Origin of the sequence: Curtobacterium sp. MCSS17_007 (assembly GCF_003234175.2) — a bacterium.
Lineage (GTDB): Bacteria > Actinomycetota > Actinomycetes > Actinomycetales > Microbacteriaceae > Curtobacterium.
In genome coordinates this window covers 1,724,238-1,741,924 of record NZ_CP126257.1, presented here as the reverse complement: position 1 = coordinate 1,741,924, position 17,687 = coordinate 1,724,238, and the positions used below count along the sequence as shown (strand labels likewise).

At 70.2% G+C, this 17,687-nt stretch carries 11 protein-coding genes; 10 read left to right on the top strand and 1 reads right to left on the bottom strand.

Annotated features, from left to right (window positions below; all coding sequences use genetic code 11):
• Positions 1–102: 102 nt before the first annotated feature.
• Positions 103–573: a GNAT family N-acetyltransferase gene (locus DEJ22_RS08200; RefSeq protein WP_111226425.1), complete on the top strand. Its 471-nt coding sequence runs from the start codon at positions 103–105 to the stop codon at positions 571–573.
• 19 nt (positions 574–592) lie between these two features.
• Here the strand turns inward: DEJ22_RS08200 and DEJ22_RS08195 are convergent, their stop codons facing one another.
• A complete protein-coding gene (locus tag DEJ22_RS08195; protein ID WP_111226424.1) occupies positions 593–961 on the bottom strand; it encodes a PaaI family thioesterase in 369 nt (122 codons plus the stop codon).
• A gap of 112 nt (positions 962–1,073) precedes the next feature.
• Here DEJ22_RS08195 and polA point away from each other — a divergent pair, with 112 nt between their 5' ends.
• The 9 genes from polA (at position 1,074) to rapZ (ending at position 17,650) form a co-directional block, all read left to right on the top strand.
• A complete protein-coding gene (gene polA, locus DEJ22_RS08190) occupies positions 1,074–3,746 on the top strand; it encodes a DNA polymerase I (RefSeq protein WP_111226113.1) in 2,673 nt (890 codons plus the stop codon).
• Between the two features lie 366 nt (positions 3,747–4,112).
• Positions 4,113–5,792, top strand: a complete 1,680-nt coding sequence (locus DEJ22_RS08185; RefSeq protein ID WP_111226112.1) for a DUF885 domain-containing protein — start codon at positions 4,113–4,115, stop codon at positions 5,790–5,792.
• A gap of 255 nt (positions 5,793–6,047) precedes the next feature.
• The gene (gene rpsA / locus DEJ22_RS08180; RefSeq protein WP_111226111.1) at positions 6,048–7,517 is read left to right on the top strand and encodes a 30S ribosomal protein S1; all 1,470 of its coding nucleotides are present in this window, start codon (positions 6,048–6,050) and stop codon (positions 7,515–7,517) included.
• A 90-nt stretch (positions 7,518–7,607) separates the two neighbouring features.
• Positions 7,608–8,210: a dephospho-CoA kinase gene (gene coaE, locus DEJ22_RS08175; protein WP_111226423.1), complete on the top strand. Its 603-nt coding sequence runs from the start codon at positions 7,608–7,610 to the stop codon at positions 8,208–8,210.
• Positions 8,211–8,295: 85 nt separating this feature from the next.
• A complete protein-coding gene (uvrB, locus tag DEJ22_RS08170; protein WP_181430667.1) occupies positions 8,296–10,380 on the top strand; it encodes an excinuclease ABC subunit UvrB in 2,085 nt (694 codons plus the stop codon).
• 10 nt (positions 10,381–10,390) lie between these two features.
• The gene (locus tag DEJ22_RS08165; protein WP_181430666.1) at positions 10,391–11,296 is read left to right on the top strand and encodes an SDR family NAD(P)-dependent oxidoreductase; all 906 of its coding nucleotides are present in this window, start codon (positions 10,391–10,393) and stop codon (positions 11,294–11,296) included.
• Between the two features lie 49 nt (positions 11,297–11,345).
• A complete protein-coding gene (gene uvrA, locus DEJ22_RS08160; RefSeq protein ID WP_111226109.1) occupies positions 11,346–14,381 on the top strand; it encodes an excinuclease ABC subunit UvrA in 3,036 nt (1,011 codons plus the stop codon).
• Positions 14,382–16,493: an excinuclease ABC subunit UvrC gene (gene uvrC / locus DEJ22_RS08155; RefSeq protein WP_111226108.1), complete on the top strand. Its 2,112-nt coding sequence runs from the start codon at positions 14,382–14,384 to the stop codon at positions 16,491–16,493. It abuts the gene before it with no gap.
• A 143-nt stretch (positions 16,494–16,636) separates the two neighbouring features.
• Entirely contained in the window at positions 16,637–17,650 is a 1,014-nt protein-coding gene (rapZ, locus tag DEJ22_RS08150) for an RNase adapter RapZ (RefSeq protein WP_258379528.1), read from the top strand.
• Positions 17,651–17,687: the final 37 nt, after the last annotated feature.

The window sequence follows — 17,687 nt, the reverse complement described above, 5'->3', positions numbered from 1 at the left end:
ACCTGGTCCGGCGGCGCTCTCCGCGTCCCGGGCCGTGGCACGAGCCGGACGGGAGGCGCGGCTCGGCCCCGCCGCAGACCGTCAGCTGGCAGGGTGGACCCCGTGGACGACGTGGTGATCCGTTCCTCCCGGCCGGAGGACATGCCGACGGTGGCCGACCTGCGCTGGCGGTGGAGCGTGGACGAGGACGGACGGGCCCCGTCCGTGACCCGGGACGAGTACCGCGAGGCGATGACCGCCTTCGCCCGTGAGCACGCCGACTCGCACCGCTGTGTGGTCGCGGAGCGCGACGGGCTCGTGCTGGGCACGGCGTGGCTCGCGCTGAACCCGCGTCCGCCGGTGCCGCACCGACCGCGGGGACGTGTCGCCGCCGAGCTGCAGAGCGTCTACGTGCACCCGGACCTGCGTGGCGCGGGCGTCGCGAGGAAGCTCGTCGCCGCCCTGCTCGACGCCGCCGACGAGGCGGGTGCGGAGCGTGTCGTCGTCCACTCGAGCGTCGACGGCGAGACGCTCTACCGACGGCTCGGGTTCGGGGATGCCCGTCTGCTCCTGCAGCGACCGCCGGAGGACTGACCGGGAGCCTCCGAGCGGGCTAGCGCCGCTCGCGGATCATGTTCGTGATCCGCACGGTGGAGCAGCGTCGGCCCTCGTCGTCGGTCAGGACGATCTCGTGCGTCGTGAGCGTCCCGCCGAGGTGGATCGCGGTGCAGGTCCCGGTCACGCGACCGCTCGTGGCGCTCCGCGAGTGCGACGCACTCAGCTCGATGCCGACGGCGTAGCGACCGGGACCGGCGTGCACGTTCGCGGCCATCGACCCGAGGCTCTCGGCGAGCACGACGTAGGCGCCGCCGTGCAGCAGTCCGACCGGCTGGCGGTTGCCCTCGACGGGGATCGATCCGACGGCGCGCTCGGCCGTGAGCTCGGTGATCTCCATGCCCATCTTCGTTGCGAGTTCACCCATCCCGCGGTCGGACAGTCGCTCGTCGACGGCTCCGGAGGTGGTCGGTTCGTGGGTCACGTCGTCGGTCACGCTCGCGGACTCCCGTGTCGGATGGCGTCGGTAGGCTGTCCGGGTGTCGGACTCCGCAAAGCCTACCCTCATGGTCATCGACGGCCACTCGCTCGCCTTCCGGGCCTTCTACGCGCTCCCGGTCGACAGCTTCGTGAACCGCGAGGGGCAGCACACGAACGCCATCCACGGCTTCATCTCGATGCTGCTCATGCTCCTGCAGCGCGAGAAGCCGACGCACCTGGCGGTCGCGTTCGACATCTCCCGGTTCTCCTTCCGCACGCGCGAGTACGAGGACTACAAGGGCACCCGCTCCGAGACCCCGCCGGAGTTCAAGGGCCAGATCCCGCTGCTGCAGCAGGCGCTCGAGGCGATGGGCATCACGACGGTCACGAAGGAGGACTACGAGGCCGACGACATCCTCGCGACCCTCGCGCGTCAGGGGTCCGAGCAGGGCTACCAGGTGTACGTCGTGTCCGGTGACCGCGACTCCATCCAGCTCGTGAACGACGACGTCACGCTGCTGTACCCGTCCGTGCGCGGCGTCTCGGAGCTCACCCGCTACGACCGCGACAAGGTGTACGAGCGGTACGGCATCGAGCCGCACCAGTACCCGGACATCGCGGCACTCGTCGGTGAGACCAGCGACAACCTGATCGGCATCGACAAGGTCGGCGAGAAGACCGCGGTGAAGTGGATCACCGCGTACGGGTCGCTCGACGGTGTGCTCGAGCACGCCGACGAGATCAAGGGCGTCGTCGGCAACAACCTCCGCGAGCAGAAGGACCGGGCGATCCGGAACCGGAAGCTGAACCGGCTCGTGAACGACGTCGAGCTGCCCGTCGGCCCGGCCGACGTCGCCCTCCGACCGCTCGACGAGCAGGCCGTGCGCGACCTCTTCGCGAAGCTGCAGTTCCGCACGCTGCTCGACCGGGTCGTCAAGGTCGCCGGCACCGGTGAGCCGAGCGAGGCGGCCGACGCCCCCGGCTCCGTCGACAGCGGCGCGCCGACCCCACCGAAGGTGACGACGGTCATCGACGAAGAGCTCGGCTACTGGCTCGAGCGCAAGGGCGCGAACGACGCCGAGAACGGGTTCGGCGTCGCGGTCGAGGTCATCGACGGCCGGCTCAGTGCCATCGGCATCGCCACCCACGACGACGCGGTCCTGGTCCCCGGTGGCAGCGGCGCGAAGGACTACGAGCAGCTCGCCGCCTGGTTCGCCTCCGACGCTCCGAAGCACTTCCACGACGCCAAGGCCGCCATCAAGGCCCTCGGCACGGTCGGCATCTCCGTGCACGGGATCGCCGGTGACGCGCGCATCACGGGATGGCTCGCGCAGCCCGGCAAGCAGGGGCAGCCCCTCGCCGACCTCGTGTACCAGGAGCTGGGCGAGGAGCTGCCGACCGCCGACCCGAACCAGCTCGTCCCCGAGACCGAACCGGTCAACGTCGGCGTGCACGCCTGGTACGTGCTGCGGGTCGACACCGCGCTGCGCTCCCGCGTCGACGAGTCCTCGCTCCGCGTGCTCGACACGATCGAGCTGCCGCTCGTCCCGGTGCTCGCCGGCATGGAGACGATCGGCGTCGGCATCGACCGTCCCGTGCTGACCGGGCTGTCGCACGACCTGGGGGAGCGTGCGGCCGAGCTGGCGCAGCAGGCCTTCGCCGAGATCGGGCACGAGGTGAACCTGGGTTCGCCGAAGCAGCTGCAGGAGGTCCTGTTCACCGAGCTCGCGATGCCGAAGACCCGGAAGACGAAGACCGGCTTCTCGACCGACGCCGCGAGCCTGGCGGACCTGCAGGAGCAGCACCCGCACCCGTTCCTCGGCCTGCTGCTGCAGCACCGCGACGCGACGAAGCTCCGGCAGATCGTCGACACGCTGGACGCCGCGGTCGTCGACGGCCGCATCCACACCCGCTACGAGCAGACCGGCACGAGCACGGGCCGCGTCTCGTCGACGGACCCGAACCTGCAGAACATCCCGGTCAAGACCGCGGTCGGTCGCCGCATCCGTTCGGCCTTCGCCGTCGCCGAGCCCTACACGACGCTCGTCACGGCGGACTACTCGCAGATCGAGATGCGGATCATGGCGCACCTGTCCGGTGACCCCGGGCTCATCCAGGCCTTCAACGAGGGCGAGGACCTGCACCGCTTCGTCGGCGCCCGGGTCTTCTCGGTCGAGCCGGCGGACGTGACGCCCGAGATGCGCACCAAGGTCAAGGCGATGTCGTACGGCCTGGCGTACGGTCTGAGCCCGTTCGGCCTGTCGAAGCAGCTCCGGATCGAGCAGTCCGAGGCGCGCACGCTCATGAACGAGTACTTCGCCCGCTTCGGCGCGGTCCGCGACTACCTGCGCGGCGTGGTCGAGCAGGCCCGCGAGGACGGCTACACCGAGACGATCTTCGGGCGCCGTCGCCCGTTCCCGGACCTGAAGAGCCCGAACCGCGTGCTCCGCGAGAACGCCGAGCGCGCCGCGCTGAACGCGCCGATCCAGGGATCGGCCGCCGACATCATGAAGATCGCCATGCTCGGCGTCGACGAGGACCTCCGCGAGGGCTCGCTCGAGTCGCACCTGCTGCTCCAGGTGCACGACGAGCTCATCCTCGAGGTCGCGCCGGGGGAGCAGGAGCGGGTCGAGGAGATCCTGCGCACCCGGATGGGTGCGGCCGCCGAGCTGAGCGTCCCGCTCGACGTGTCCGTCGGCGTCGGCCCGAACTGGGAGTCCGCGGCGCACTGACATGTGATGGCGGTGTGGTGGTGTGGCGCTGCGGTCACGCCGCGACCGACTCGGACGGGAGGCACGGTGCCGGACGGCACCGTGCCTCCCGTCCGTCGTCGAGCCTGTCGCGAGCCGCGGTCGCGTCCGTCGCCTGCGCACCGCGACGCCGCCGTCGCGTCGAGGCGCCGCCGGAGCGTCGAGGCGCCGCCGACCCGTCGAGACGCCGCCGAACACGGGGCGTCTCGCCTGAGGGAGGGCGTCTCACGTCGACACCCCCGTCTCGCCGACCGGATGGTGCGGACGCGACGGCGGCGTCTCGTGTCGACGCCCCCGTCTCGCGGTCCGGACCTCCGCCCGCGCCGCACGGCTCGGTAGGGTCGGGGCATGAGCGAAGACCGACCCGTCCGCCAGCCGTCCGCCGTCGACCGCGTCGCCGAGGACTGGGTGTCCACCCTCGTCGATCTCGACCCCACCGTCGCCACGTACATCGGCGTCCGGGGGCGTACCGACGGCTACGGTGATGCCTCGCCCGCCGGCGCGGACGCCCTCGCCGACGCTGCACGCTCCGCCCGTCGCGCCCTGGAGGTCGCCGAGTCCACCGACGACGTGGACCGCGTGACGAAGACCGACCTCGGCGCGGAGCTCGACCTGGTCGTCGAGTCGCACGAGCGGAAGCTGCACCTGCGGAACCTCAACGTGATCGCGAGCCCCGCGCAGGAGCTCCGCGACGTCCTCGACCTCATGCCGACGGCGACGGCCGACGACTGGCAGGACGTCGCCGGCCGCCTGCACGCGCTGCCGGACGCCCTCGAGGGCTACCGTGAGACCCTGCTCCAGGGCACCCGCGACCAGGTGACGCCCGCGAAGCGCCAGGTCGAGCTGGTCGCCGAGCAGGCCGCACGCAACGGTGCCGAGGACGGGTTCTTCCGGCAGCTCGTCGACGGTGCCGTGCTCGAGGGCGGCGCGCCGGTGCCGGACGCGCTCCGCACCGAACTCGTCCGCGGAGCCGAGGTCGCCGCGGCCGCCTACCGGTCGTTCAGCGGCTTCCTGGAGCACGAGCTCCTGCCGCTCGCCACCCCGGTCGACGCGGTCGGACGCGAGGACTACGAGCTGCACTCCCGGCGCTTCCTCGGCGCGGTCGTCGACCTCGACGAGACGTACGAGTGGGGCATCGAGGAGCTCGCCCGGATGCGCGACGAGCAGGAGCGCATCGCCGACCGCATCGAGTCCGGCGCCTCGGTGGCGCGCGCGATCGAGGTGCTCGACGCCGACCCCGCCCGCATCCTGCACGGCACCGACGCCCTGCAGCGGTGGATGCAGGAGACGAGCGACGCGTCGATCCGGGCGATGGACGGGGAGTACTTCGACATCGCCGACCCGATCAAGCGCCTGGAGTGCCGGATCGCCCCGACGCAGGAGGGCGGCATCTACTACACCGGCCCCTCCGACGACTTCTCCCGTGCGGGGCGGATGTGGTGGTCCGTGCCGCAGGGCGTGACGGAGTTCGGCACGTGGCGAGAGAAGACGACGGTCTACCACGAGGGCGTCCCCGGTCACCACCTGCAGATCAGCCAGGCGGTCTACAACCGCGGTGAGCTGAACACCTGGCGCCGCCAGCTGGCGGGTCCCTCGGGTCACGTCGAGGGCTGGGCGCTCTACGCCGAGCGGCTCATGGAGCAGCTCGGGTTCCTCGACGACGACGGTGACCGTCTCGGCATGCTCGACGGCCAGCGGATGCGGGCGGCGCGCGTGGTGCTCGACATCGGCGTGCACCTGCAGAAGACGAACCCCGACGGCGGCGGCTGGACCTGGGAGTACGCGCTCGACTTCATGGGGCAGAACGTCAACATGGCGCCGGAGTTCGTGCAGTTCGAGGTCGCCCGGTACTTCGGCTGGCCGGGACAGGCACCGTCCTACAAGGTCGGGCAGCGTGTCTGGGAGTCGGTCCGCGACGAGCTCGCCGCGCGCGAGGGTGCCGCGTTCGACCTGAAGGCGTTCCACCACCGCGCGCTCGCGCTCGGCGGCGTGGGCCTGGACACGCTCCGGAGCGCCCTGCTCGGCTGATGCATCCGGACGGCTGAGCGGCGGGTCTTCGGACAGGAGGCGCACGGCGGCGCCGCCACGCGCCTCCCGTCCGTCCCGCGTCACCGGGCGACACGCCCGGTTGTCACCGCGGTCGCGCTGCGGTTAGACTCGAGCGGCGCAATCCGCGCCAACCAACACACCGCTGCGACGGCTCGCACCTGCGACAGGTGCGGACCAGGGGGTCGCTCCCTCGCCGTCACGGCCCGACTCATGTCCGTTCGGAGCAATCTCTACATGACAACCACCACGACCAAGGCTCCCAAGCAGGTCGCCATCAACGACATCGGCTCGGCTGATGACTTCCTGGCCGAGGTCGAGAAGACCCTGAAGTTCTTCAACGACGGAGACCTCATCTCCGGCACCGTCGTGAAGATCGACCGCGACGAGGTCCTCCTCGACGTCGGGTACAAGACCGAGGGTGTCATCCCCTCGCGCGAACTCTCGATCAAGCACGACGTCGACCCCAACGAGGTCGTCGAGGTCGGCGACGAGGTCGAGGCCCTGGTCCTCCAGAAGGAGGACAAGGAAGGTCGCCTCATCCTGTCGAAGAAGCGTGCGCAGTACGAGCGCGCGTGGGGCGACGTCGAGAAGATCAAGGAGTCCGACGGCGTCGTGACCGGAACGGTCATCGAGGTCGTCAAGGGCGGTCTCATCGTCGACATCGGCCTCCGTGGCTTCCTCCCGGCCTCGCTCATCGAGCTGCGTCGCGTCCGCGACCTGACCCCGTACCTGGGCCAGGAGCTCGAGGCGAAGATCCTGGAGCTCGACAAGAACCGCAACAACGTGGTCCTCTCGCGCCGCGCCCTGCTCGAGCAGACGCAGTCCGAGTCGCGCACCACCTTCCTCAACAACCTCCACAAGGGCCAGGTCCGCAAGGGCATCGTGTCGTCGATCGTCAACTTCGGTGCGTTCGTCGACCTGGGTGGCGTCGACGGTCTCGTCCACGTCTCCGAGCTCTCCTGGAAGCACATCGAGCACGCCAGCGAGGTCGTCGAGGTCGGTCAGGAAGTCACCGTCGAGATCCTCGAGGTGGACCTGGACCGCGAGCGCGTGTCGCTCTCGCTCAAGGCCACGCAGGAGGACCCGTGGCAGGTCTTCGCCCGCACCCACGCGATCGGTCAGATCGCACCGGGCAAGGTCACGAAGCTCGTGCCGTTCGGTGCCTTCGTCCGCGTCGCCGACGGCATCGAGGGTCTCGTCCACATCTCGGAGCTCTCGAACAAGCACGTCGAGCTCGCCGAGCAGGTCGTCTCCGTCGGTGACGAGGTCTTCGTCAAGATCATCGACATCGACCTCGACCGCCGCCGCATCTCGCTCAGCCTCAAGCAGGCCAACGAGGGCGTGGACCCGGAGGGCACCGAGTTCGACCCGGCGCTCTACGGCATGCCGACCGAGTACGACGAGCAGGGCAACTACAAGTACCCCGAGGGCTTCGACCCGGAGACCAACGAGTGGCTCGAGGGCTACGACACCCAGCGCACCGAGTGGGAGGGCCAGTACGCGGCCGCCCAGTCGCGCTGGGAGGCGCACAAGGCGCAGGTCGCGAAGACCATCGCCGAGGAGGCGCAGGGTGGCTTCGACCTCCCCGCCACCGCGTCGAGCTCGTCCTCGTCGTCCTTCTCGAGCGAGTCGAACGGGCAGGGCACCCTGGCCGACGACGCCTCGCTCGCGGCGCTCCGCGAGAAGCTCAGCTCGAACAACTGATCGAGCGGGTCGCACCGTACCGGAAGCCCGGTACCCCTGCGGGGGTGCCGGGCTTCCGGCGTTCCCGGACGGTCTCGGTAGCCTGTGCTCGTGCGCATCATCGGTCTGACGGGCGGCATCGCCGCGGGCAAGTCCACCGTGTCCCGGCGGTGGCTGGAGCACGGGGCAGTGGTGGTCGACGCGGACCAGCTCGCCCGCCGGGCCGTGGGCCCGGGGAGTCCGGGGCTCGCACGGGTCGTCGAGCGCTTCGGCGACGGCGTGCTCGCTCCCGACGGGTCGCTGGACCGGCCGGCGCTCGGCAGGATCGTCTTCGCGGACGAGGCGGCACGGAAGGACCTCGAGGGCATCACCCACCCGGAGGTCTGGCGACTGGCGCAGCAGGCCTTCGACGCGGCCGAGGCAGCGGACCCGGACGCGGTCGTCGTCTACGACGTCCCGCTGCTCGCCGAGGCCCGGGGGAGCCGAACGATCCGGTTCGACCAGGTCGTCGTCGTCGACGCGCCGGCGGCACAGCGGGTGGAGCGCCTCGTCGAGCACCGGGGGATGCCCCGTGAGGAGGCCGAGCGGCGGGTGGCGGCGCAGGCCTCCGACGCCGACCGGCTCGCCCTCGCCGACCACGTCGTCGACGCGACGGGCACGCTCGCGGACACGCTGCGGTCGGCGGACGAGGTGTGGGAACGCGTCTCCCGCTGAGCGATCCCGCGACGGCTCAGTCGGGCGCTCTGCTGTGGGCGATCAGGGCCGTCCGGTGTCAGGGGTCGCGACTACCGTTGACGGCATGGCAGTGTCGATCGAGCCCACGCGGGCGATCCGTCCGTTCGAGGTGATCAGCGAGTACTCGCCGAGCGGTGACCAGCCGGCGGCGATCGCCGAGCTGGCCGGTCGCATCAACGCCGGTGAGACGGACGTGGTGCTGCTGGGCGCCACGGGTACCGGCAAGTCGGCCACCACGGCCTGGCTCATCGAGCAGGTGCAGCGGCCGACGCTCGTGCTCGCGCACAACAAGACCCTCGCGGCGCAGCTCGCGAACGAGTTCCGCGGACTGCTGCCGAACAACGCGGTCGAGTACTTCGTCTCGTACTACGACTACTACCAGCCCGAGGCGTACGTCCCGCAGACCGACACCTTCATCGAGAAGGACTCCTCGGTCAACGCCGAGGTCGAGCGCCTCCGGCACTCGACGACGAACTCCCTGCTCAGTCGGCGCGACGTCGTCGTGGTCTCGACCGTGTCCTGCATCTACGGCCTCGGCACCCCCGAGCAGTACATGAACGCGTCCATCGCGCTGCACGTCGGCCAGACGATCTCGCGCGACCAGCTCGTCCGCAAGTTCGTCGGCATGCAGTACCAGCGCAACGACGTCGACTTCGCACGCGGCACCTTCCGCGTCCGCGGGGACACCATCGAGATCATCCCGATGTACGAGGAGCACGCGATCCGCATCGAGATGTTCGGTGACGAGATCGAGGCGCTGACGTCGCTGCACCCCCTGACGGGCAACGTCATCGCCGACCTGCCGGGTGTGTCGATCTTCCCCGCGTCGCACTACGTGGCGGACACCGACGTCATGCACCGGGCGATCGAGCGGATCAAGGACGAGCTGGCCGAACGCCTCGCCGAGCTCGAGGGGCAGGGCAAGCTGCTCGAGGCGCAGCGGCTGCGGATGCGCACGACGTTCGACATCGAGATGATGGAGCAGATCGGCTTCTGCTCCGGCATCGAGAACTACTCGCGCCACATGGACGGGCGCGAGGCTGGCGAGGCGCCGCACTGTCTCATCGACTACTTCCCGGACGACTTCCTCATCGTCATCGACGAGTCCCACGTCACCGTGCCGCAGATCGGGGCGATGTACGAGGGCGACGCGTCCCGCAAGCGCACGCTCGTCGAGCACGGCTTCCGTCTGCCGAGCGCGCTCGACAACCGACCGCTGACGTGGGAGGAGTTCCTCGACCGCGTCGGGCAGAAGGTGTACCTGTCGGCCACCCCGGGCAAGTACGAGCTCGGCGTCACGGACAGCGTGGTCGAGCAGATCATCCGGCCGACCGGCCTGGTCGACCCGGAGATCGTGGTGAAGCCGAGCGACGGCCAGATCGACGACCTGCTCGAGGAGATCAAGGTCCGCGTCGAGCGCGACGAGCGCGTGCTCGTGACGACGTTGACGAAGCGCATGGCCGAGGAGCTCACCGACTTCCTCGGCAACGCGGGGGTCCGGGTGCGCTACCTGCACTCCGACGTCGACACGCTCAAGCGCGTCGAGCTCCTGACCGAGCTGCGCCAGGGTGTCTACGACGTCCTCATCGGCATCAACCTGCTCCGCGAGGGCCTGGACCTGCCCGAGGTGTCGCTCGTGGCGATCCTCGACGCCGACAAGGAGGGCTTCCTCCGGTCGTCGACGTCACTCATCCAGACCATCGGCCGTGCAGCCCGCAACGTGTCCGGCCAGGTGCTCATGTACGCGGACAAGATGACCGACTCGATGCGCAACGCGATCGAGGAGACCGACCGTCGCCGCGAGAAGCAGATCGCGTACAACACCGAGCACGGCATCGACCCGCAGCCCCTCCGCAAGAAGATCGCCGACATCACCGAGGTGCTGCAGCGCGAGAGCGACGACACCAAGGCGCTGCTCGAGGGCCGACCCGCTGCCGACGGTCGTCGCTCGCCCACGCCGAACCTCCGGCGCGAGGGCATCGCGGGCGAGGGCGCGAGCCAGCTCGAGGCGACGATCGCCGACCTCAACGACCAGATGCTGCAGGCGGCTGCGGAGCTGAAGTTCGAGCTCGCCGCGCGCCTCCGCGACGAGGTCCAGGACCTCAAGAAGGCGCTGCGCCAGATGGAGTCCGCGGGGCATGTCCGCTGACGCTCGTCGTGTGACGGAGCCGCGCACGGTCGTCGTCACCGGCGCGAGCGCCGGCCTCGGGTACCACGCGGCCGAGCAGCTCGCTGCTCGGGGGTACCGCGTCGTCCTCGGAACGCGGAACGCGGAGCGCGGCGCTGCCGCCGAACGCAGCATCCGGAAGCACGTCGACGGCGCCGACCTGGCGCACCTGCACCTCGACCTGGCGGACCTGGAGAGCGTGCGCTCCGCGGCACGGGCCCTGGCCGGGTTCGGTCCCGTGCACGCGCTCCTCAACAACGCGGGTGTCGTGGGGTCGGCCGCACGGCAGGACACCGCGCAGGGCTTCGAGCTCCAGGTGGGGACGAACCACCTCGGACACTTCGCGTGGACGGCACTCGCACTGCCGGCGCTCGACCAGGAAGTCGGTCGCGTCGTACACCTCGGCTCCATCGCGCACCGGTTCGCGACGCTCGACCGGTCGGACCCGCTCGCGGTCGGACGGTACGAGGGACACCGGCAGTACGCCAGGAGCAAGCTCGCGGTGATGCTGTTCGGCTTCGAGCTCGCGCAGCGCCTGGGCGACGCCGGCTCCCGCGTCCGCAGCATCGTCGCCCACCCCGGGCTCGCGCTCGACGCGGCGGCGCCGCCGCGACCCGACATCGCGCCGACCCGCTCGGAGCCGGCGTGGATGCGTGCCGGAGCGGGATGGGTCGCGCAGGGCAAGGACGCCGGGGCCTGGCCGCTCGTGCACGCCGTCGCCGGCGACGACGTCCGGTCGGGGGAGTACTGGGGTCCGGGCGGCCCGTTCCAGTTCGTCGGCCCTGCGGCGCTGGTACCGGCACGTCCCCGTGCGCACGACCGCAACGCCGCGGCCCGTCTCTGGACCGCGAGCGAGCGGGCCACCGGGATCGCGTTCGCTCTCGACGCACTCGGGTGAGGCGCCACGCCCGGACGGATGTCGGTCCCGCTTCGTAGAATCATCTGCGATGACCATCACCTCTGACCGCGGTACCGCGACCCCTGGCCGGAACGCCTTCGGCGAGCCTGCTGACCTCCACATCCCCGGTGGGACGGCACCGCACAGCACCTCGACGCTCAGCGTCCGCGGTGCCCGCGTCCACAACCTCCGCGACGTCGACCTCGAGATCCCGCGGGACTCGCTCGTCGTCTTCACCGGGCTCTCCGGGTCGGGCAAGTCCTCGCTGGCGTTCGACACGATCTTCGCCGAGGGGCAGCGCCGCTACGTCGAGTCGCTGTCCGCCTACGCACGGCAGTTCCTCGGCCAGGTGGACCGCCCGGACGTCGACTTCATCGAGGGCCTGTCGCCCGCGGTGTCGATCGACCAGAAGTCCACCAACCGCAACCCCCGGTCGACCGTCGGCACCATCACCGAGGTCTACGACTACATGCGCCTGCTCTGGGCACGCATCGGCGTCCCGCACTGCCCCGTCTGCGGTGAGGTCATCAGCAAGCAGAGCGTGCAGCAGATCGCCGACCAGCTCATGGAGTTCGAGTCCGGTACGCGCTTCCAGGTGCTCGCTCCGGTCGTGTCGAAGAAGAAGGGCGAGTTCGTCGACCTCTTCCAGGAGCTCGCGGCGTCCGGGTACGCTCGCGCGATCGTCGACGGCGAGCGGATCCAGCTGAGCGACCCGCCCAAGCTGAAGAAGCAGGTCAAGCACGACATCTCGGTCATCGTGGACCGTCTCGTGGCGAACGAGGACATCCTCGGGCGCCTGACCGACTCGCTCGAGACGGCGCTGCGGCTGACGAACGGCACCGTGGCGATCGACCTGGTCGACCACGAGGGGCCCGGAGCCGTCCGCACGTACTCCGAGAACCTGTCCTGCCCGAACAACCACCCGCTCGCGCTCACCGAGATCGAGCCTCGCACCTTCTCGTTCAACGCGCCCTTCGGCGCCTGCCCCGAGTGCTCCGGTCTCGGCACCCGCATGTCGGTCGACCCGGACCTCGTGCTCGGCGACCCCGAGGCATCGTTGCGTGATGGCGTCCTGCTGCCCTGGACGGGGACGAGCGGCCTGTACTCCTACTTCGAGAAGCTCCTCGCGGGTCTCGGCAAGGACCTCGGGTTCAGCCTCGACACCCCGTGGAACCAGCTCGACCCGTCGGTCCAGGCGGCGATCCTGACCGGCAAGGACTTCCAGGTCTCCGTGTCGTGGAAGAACCGGTTCGGTCGTGAGATGCGCTACACGAGCGGGTTCGAGGGTGTCATGCCCTACATCGAGCGCAAGTTCGCCGAGGCCGAGTCGGACTCGCAGCGCCAGCGCTTCCAGGGGTACCTGCGCGAAGTGCCGTGCCCCGTCTGCGACGGCACCCGCCTCAAGCCCGAGGTCCTGGCCGTGACGGTCGACGGCCGCAGCATCGCGGACGTCACCGACATGTCCCTCGACCAGGCCTACGGCTTCATGGAGTCCCTCACGCTCACGGAGCGCGAGGCCCACATCGCCGCCGCGGTCCTCCGCGAGATCCGGGCGCGTCTCGAGTTCCTGCTCGAGGTCGGGCTGAACTACCTCACGCTCGCGCGTGGTGCGGGTGGCCTCTCCGGTGGCGAGGCGCAGCGCATCCGGCTCGCGACGCAGATCGGATCGGGCCTGACGGGCGTGCTCTACGTCCTCGACGAGCCGAGCATCGGTCTGCACCAGCGCGACAACCGGCGGCTCATCGACACGCTCGTCAAGCTCAAGGACCTCGGCAACACGCTCATCGTCGTCGAGCACGACGAGGACACGATCCGCACGGCCGACTGGGTCGTCGACATCGGACCGGGCGCCGGCGTGAACGGCGGCAAGGTCGTCCACTCGGGCTCGTACGAGGGGATCATCGCGAACCGCGAGTCGGTCACGGGCGACTACCTGGCGGGTCGACGTGCGATCGAGGTGCCGAAGGAGCGTCGGAAGATCAACCCGAAGCGCGTCATCAGCGTGCAGGGTGCCCGGGCGAACAACCTCAAGCAGGTCGACGTCGACTTCCCGCTCGGCGTCTTCACCGCCGTCACCGGCGTCAGTGGCTCCGGCAAGTCCACCCTGGTGAACGACATCCTGTACAAGGTGCTCGCCAACCAGCTCAACGGCGCACGGCACATCGCCGGCAAGCACACGCGTGTCAAGGGTCTCGACCAGCTCGACAAGGTCGTGCACGTCGACCAGGCACCGATCGGTCGCACCCCGCGGTCGAACCCGGCGACCTACACGGGCGTCTTCGACCGTATCCGGCAGCTCTTCGCCGAGACCCCAGAGGCGAAGGCGCGCGGGTACCAGCCCGGGCGCTTCAGCTTCAACGTCAAGGGCGGCCGCTGCGAGAACTGCTCGGGTGACGGCACCATCAAGATCGAGATGAACTTCCTGCCCGACGTCTACGTCGCGTGCGAGGTCTGCGGCGGGGCACGGTACAACCGTGAGACGCTGCAGGTGCACTACAAGGGCAAGGACATCTCCGAGGTCCTGGACATGCCGATCAGCGAGGCGGCCGAGTTCTTCGAGCCGATCTCCGCGATCCACCGCTACATGGCGACCCTCGTCGACGTCGGCCTGGGCTACGTCCGGCTCGGCCAGAGTGCGACGACGCTGTCGGGTGGTGAAGCACAGCGTGTGAAGCTCGCCACCGAGCTCCAGCGCCGGTCGAACGGTCGCACCGTGTACGTGCTCGACGAGCCGACGACGGGGCTGCACTTCGAGGACGTCCGCAAGCTGCTCCTCGTGCTGCAGAGCCTGGTCGACAAGGGCAACACGGTGATCACCATCGAGCACAACCTCGACGTGATCAAGTCGGCCGACTGGCTGGTGGACATGGGGCCCGAGGGCGGCGCCGGCGGCGGGACCGTCCTGGCCGTCGGCACCCCGGAACACGTGGCCGACGTGCCCGAGAGCCACACCGGCGTCTTCCTGCGCGAGATCTTCGATGCGCAGGACGCCCGTGTCGGCAAGGAACAGGCGGTCGGCGCGCGTCAGGCCACGCAGCAGCACCAGGGCAAGCAGCAGAGCAAGCAGAAGGCGGGTGCGCGCTAGGTGGCGAACACCGTCTCCTGGCGGCCGAAGGCGAGTGAGATCCCGACCGACCCGGGGGTCTACCGGTGGCGTGACGAGGCCGGTCGGGTACTCTACGTCGGCAAGGCGAAGAACCTCCGCGCCCGTCTCAGCAACTACTTCGCTCCGCTGCCGACGTTGCACGAGCGCACCCGGCGCATGGTGCTCACGGCGCGCAGCGTCGAGTGGACCACCGTCGGCTCCGAGATCGAGGCACTCCAGCTCGAGTACACGTGGATCAAGGAGTTCGATCCGCCGTTCAACGTCAAGTTCCGGGACGACAAGTCGTACCCGTACATGGCGATCACCCTGGGCGAGGAGTCGCCGCGGGTGATGGTGACGAGGAACCGGAAGATCAAGGGCGCGAAGTACTTCGGGCCCTACCCGAAGATCTGGGCGGTGCACGACACCATCGACCTGATGATCAAGGTGTTCCCGATCCGCACCTGCTCGGACTCGTCGTACAAGAAGGCGATGCAGACCGGCAAGCCGTGCTTCCCGGGGCAGATCGGCAAGTGCGGCGGGCCCTGCTCGCAGAAGGTCACGATCGCCGAGCACCGGGCGATCGTCGAGCAGTTCGTCCGTTTCATGTCGAGCTACGACCGCCGGGTGATCACCGAGCTGCGCCAGCGGATGGCGGCGTCCGCCGATGCCATGCAGTACGAGCAGGCCGCGCGGTACCGCGACCAGGTCGGCGCGCTCGAGGCCGTCCTCGAGAAGTCGGCCGTCGTCCTCCGCGACTCCGTCGACCTCGACCTGTTCGGCGTCGCCGAGGACGAGCTCGCTGCCGCCGTGCAGCTGTTCTCCGTCCGCGGCGGCCGCATCCGTGGTGTCCGGGGGTGGGTGGTCGACAAGGAGCTCGACATCAGCACGGGCGACCTCGTCGAGCAGATCGTCCAGGGGCAGTACGCGACGAGCGACGACGTCCCGCGCGAGGTCGTCGTGCCCGAGCTGCCCGAGGACGCCGACGCGCTGCAGCAGTGGCTGAGCGAGCGCCGTGGCGGTCGCGGCACGAAGCTCAGCACCGCGCAGCGCGGTGACCGTGCCGGGCTCGCGCGCACCGCGGCACAGAACGCCGCGCAGGCGCTCATGCTCTACAAGACGAAGCGCAGCGCCGACTACACGACCCGTTCGGCCGCGCTCGCGGACATCCAGGACGCCCTGGGAATGACCGAGGCGCCGCTGCGCATGGAGTGCTACGACATCTCGCACCTGCAGGGCACGAACGTGGTCGCGTCGATGGTCGTGTTCGAGGACGGACTGCCCCGCAAGGACCAGTACCGCCGCTACACGATCGCCGAGACGACGGACGACACCGACAGCATGTACCAGGTGCTGTCGCGGCGGCTCGCCCGGCTCGACGAGGACGCGACGGTGCCGGACGTACCGGACGCCACGAGCGACGACGTGGTCGAGGGCACGAAGCCCACGAAGCGCTTCGCCTACCGTCCGCAGCTCCTCATCGTCGACGGCGGGCAGCCGCAGGTGCAGGCGGCGAAGCGGGCCATGGACGAGGCCGGCGTGCACGACATCGCCCTCGTCGGGATCGCGAAGCGACTCGAGGAGCTCTGGTTGCCGGACGACGACTTCCCGGTGATCATGCCGCGGAACTCGGAGGCACTGTTCCTCATCCAGCGGATCCGTGACGAGGCACACCGGTTCGCCATCACCCACCAGCGGACGCGGCGGAAGCGTGACGTCCGGTCGCAGCTGTCGGAGATCCCCGGGCTCGGGCCGTCGCGGGTGAACGCACTGCTCAAGCACTTCGGGTCGGTGGCGCGACTGCGCGATGCCACGGCGGAGCAGATCGCCGAGGTGAACGGCGTCGGACCGACGACCGCGGCCGCCGTGGTGGACAAGCTGGCGCAGGCGCCCCGCAGCGCCCTGACGGCGAGTGCGGCGAGCCCGACGAGTGCGGCCAGTCCGACCGAGGCGACGGGCACGACCTCCTCGCCCGTCCACGCCGACGCGTCGGTCCGCGCCGACGCGTCGGTCCGCGCCGACGGGTCGGTCCGCGCCGATGGGTCGGTCCGAGCCGACGGGCCGGTCCGGGTCCCCGACGTGACCGACGACGGGCCGCAGCGACCGCTGTGACGCCGGCCGAGCACGGTGCCGGACGCGGCCGCCCGGGGCTGCGTCCGGCCCGGCCCGGGCTCGCACGCGGACGGTAGCCTGGACGCGCAGCCGAGACCTCCCCGGGCCCTGGCCCGGGCCGCCACGACGGAGCCCTCCCACACATGAGCGACACGAGCGACGACCACGCCCGCGACGACGACCGCGCCCGCGACGACGACCGCGCCCACGACACGTCCGCGGGCGACCCGCACGCGGGCGACCCGCACACCACAGACGACCGTGCGCACGGCGTGACGACGTCGGCGTCGCAGCAGCACGACATCCTCATCGTCACCGGCATGTCGGGTGCGGGCCGGTCGACCGTCGGCAAGGCCCTCGAGGACCTCGGCTGGTACGTGGTGGACAACCTGCCGACGCAGATGCTCGGCCCGCTCACCGAGCTCGCGGACCGTGCGGGGGAGAAGATCCCGAAGATCGCCACGGTGGTGGACGTCCGCGGCGGTCGGTTCTTCACCGATCCGGAGCAGGCGGTCGAGCAGGTCCGCGCGAGCACCTCGGCTCGGGTGCGGGTGCTGTTCCTCGAGGCCACGGACGCCGTTCTGGTGCGCCGCTTCGAGCAGGTCCGCCGTCCGCACCCGCTCCAGGGCGACGGCACCCTGCTCGACGGCATCGGCCTCGAGCGGTCGCGTCTCTCGGGCCTCCGCGAGGCCTCCGACGTCGTCATCGACACTTCGGACCTCAACATCCACCAGCTCGCGAACACCGTGACCGAGCGTTTCGCGGACGACCACTTCGTCGGTGTGCAGGTCACGCTGATGAGCTTCGGGTTCAAGTACGGACTGCCCGCGGACGCCGACATGGTGGCCGACGTCCGCTTCATCCCGAACCCCTACTGGGTGCCGGAACTCCGGCCGCACACGGGCCTCGACGCCCCCGTCTCCGAGTACGTGCTGGCGCAGCCCGGCGCCCGCTCCTTCGTGGAGCGCTACGCCGCCGTGCTCGAGCCCGTGCTGGCCGGCTACCAGCGCGAGAACAAAAGACACGCTACGATCGCCATCGGCTGTACCGGCGGCAAGCACCGCTCGGTCGCCGTCGTCGCCGAGTTGGCGAACCTCCTCCGCGGGATGTCCGACGTCGCCGTGCGTGTGAAGAACCGAGATCTCGGCCGGGAGTGACCGTTCCTCCGGCCGCTCCACACGACGTGCGCCGGGG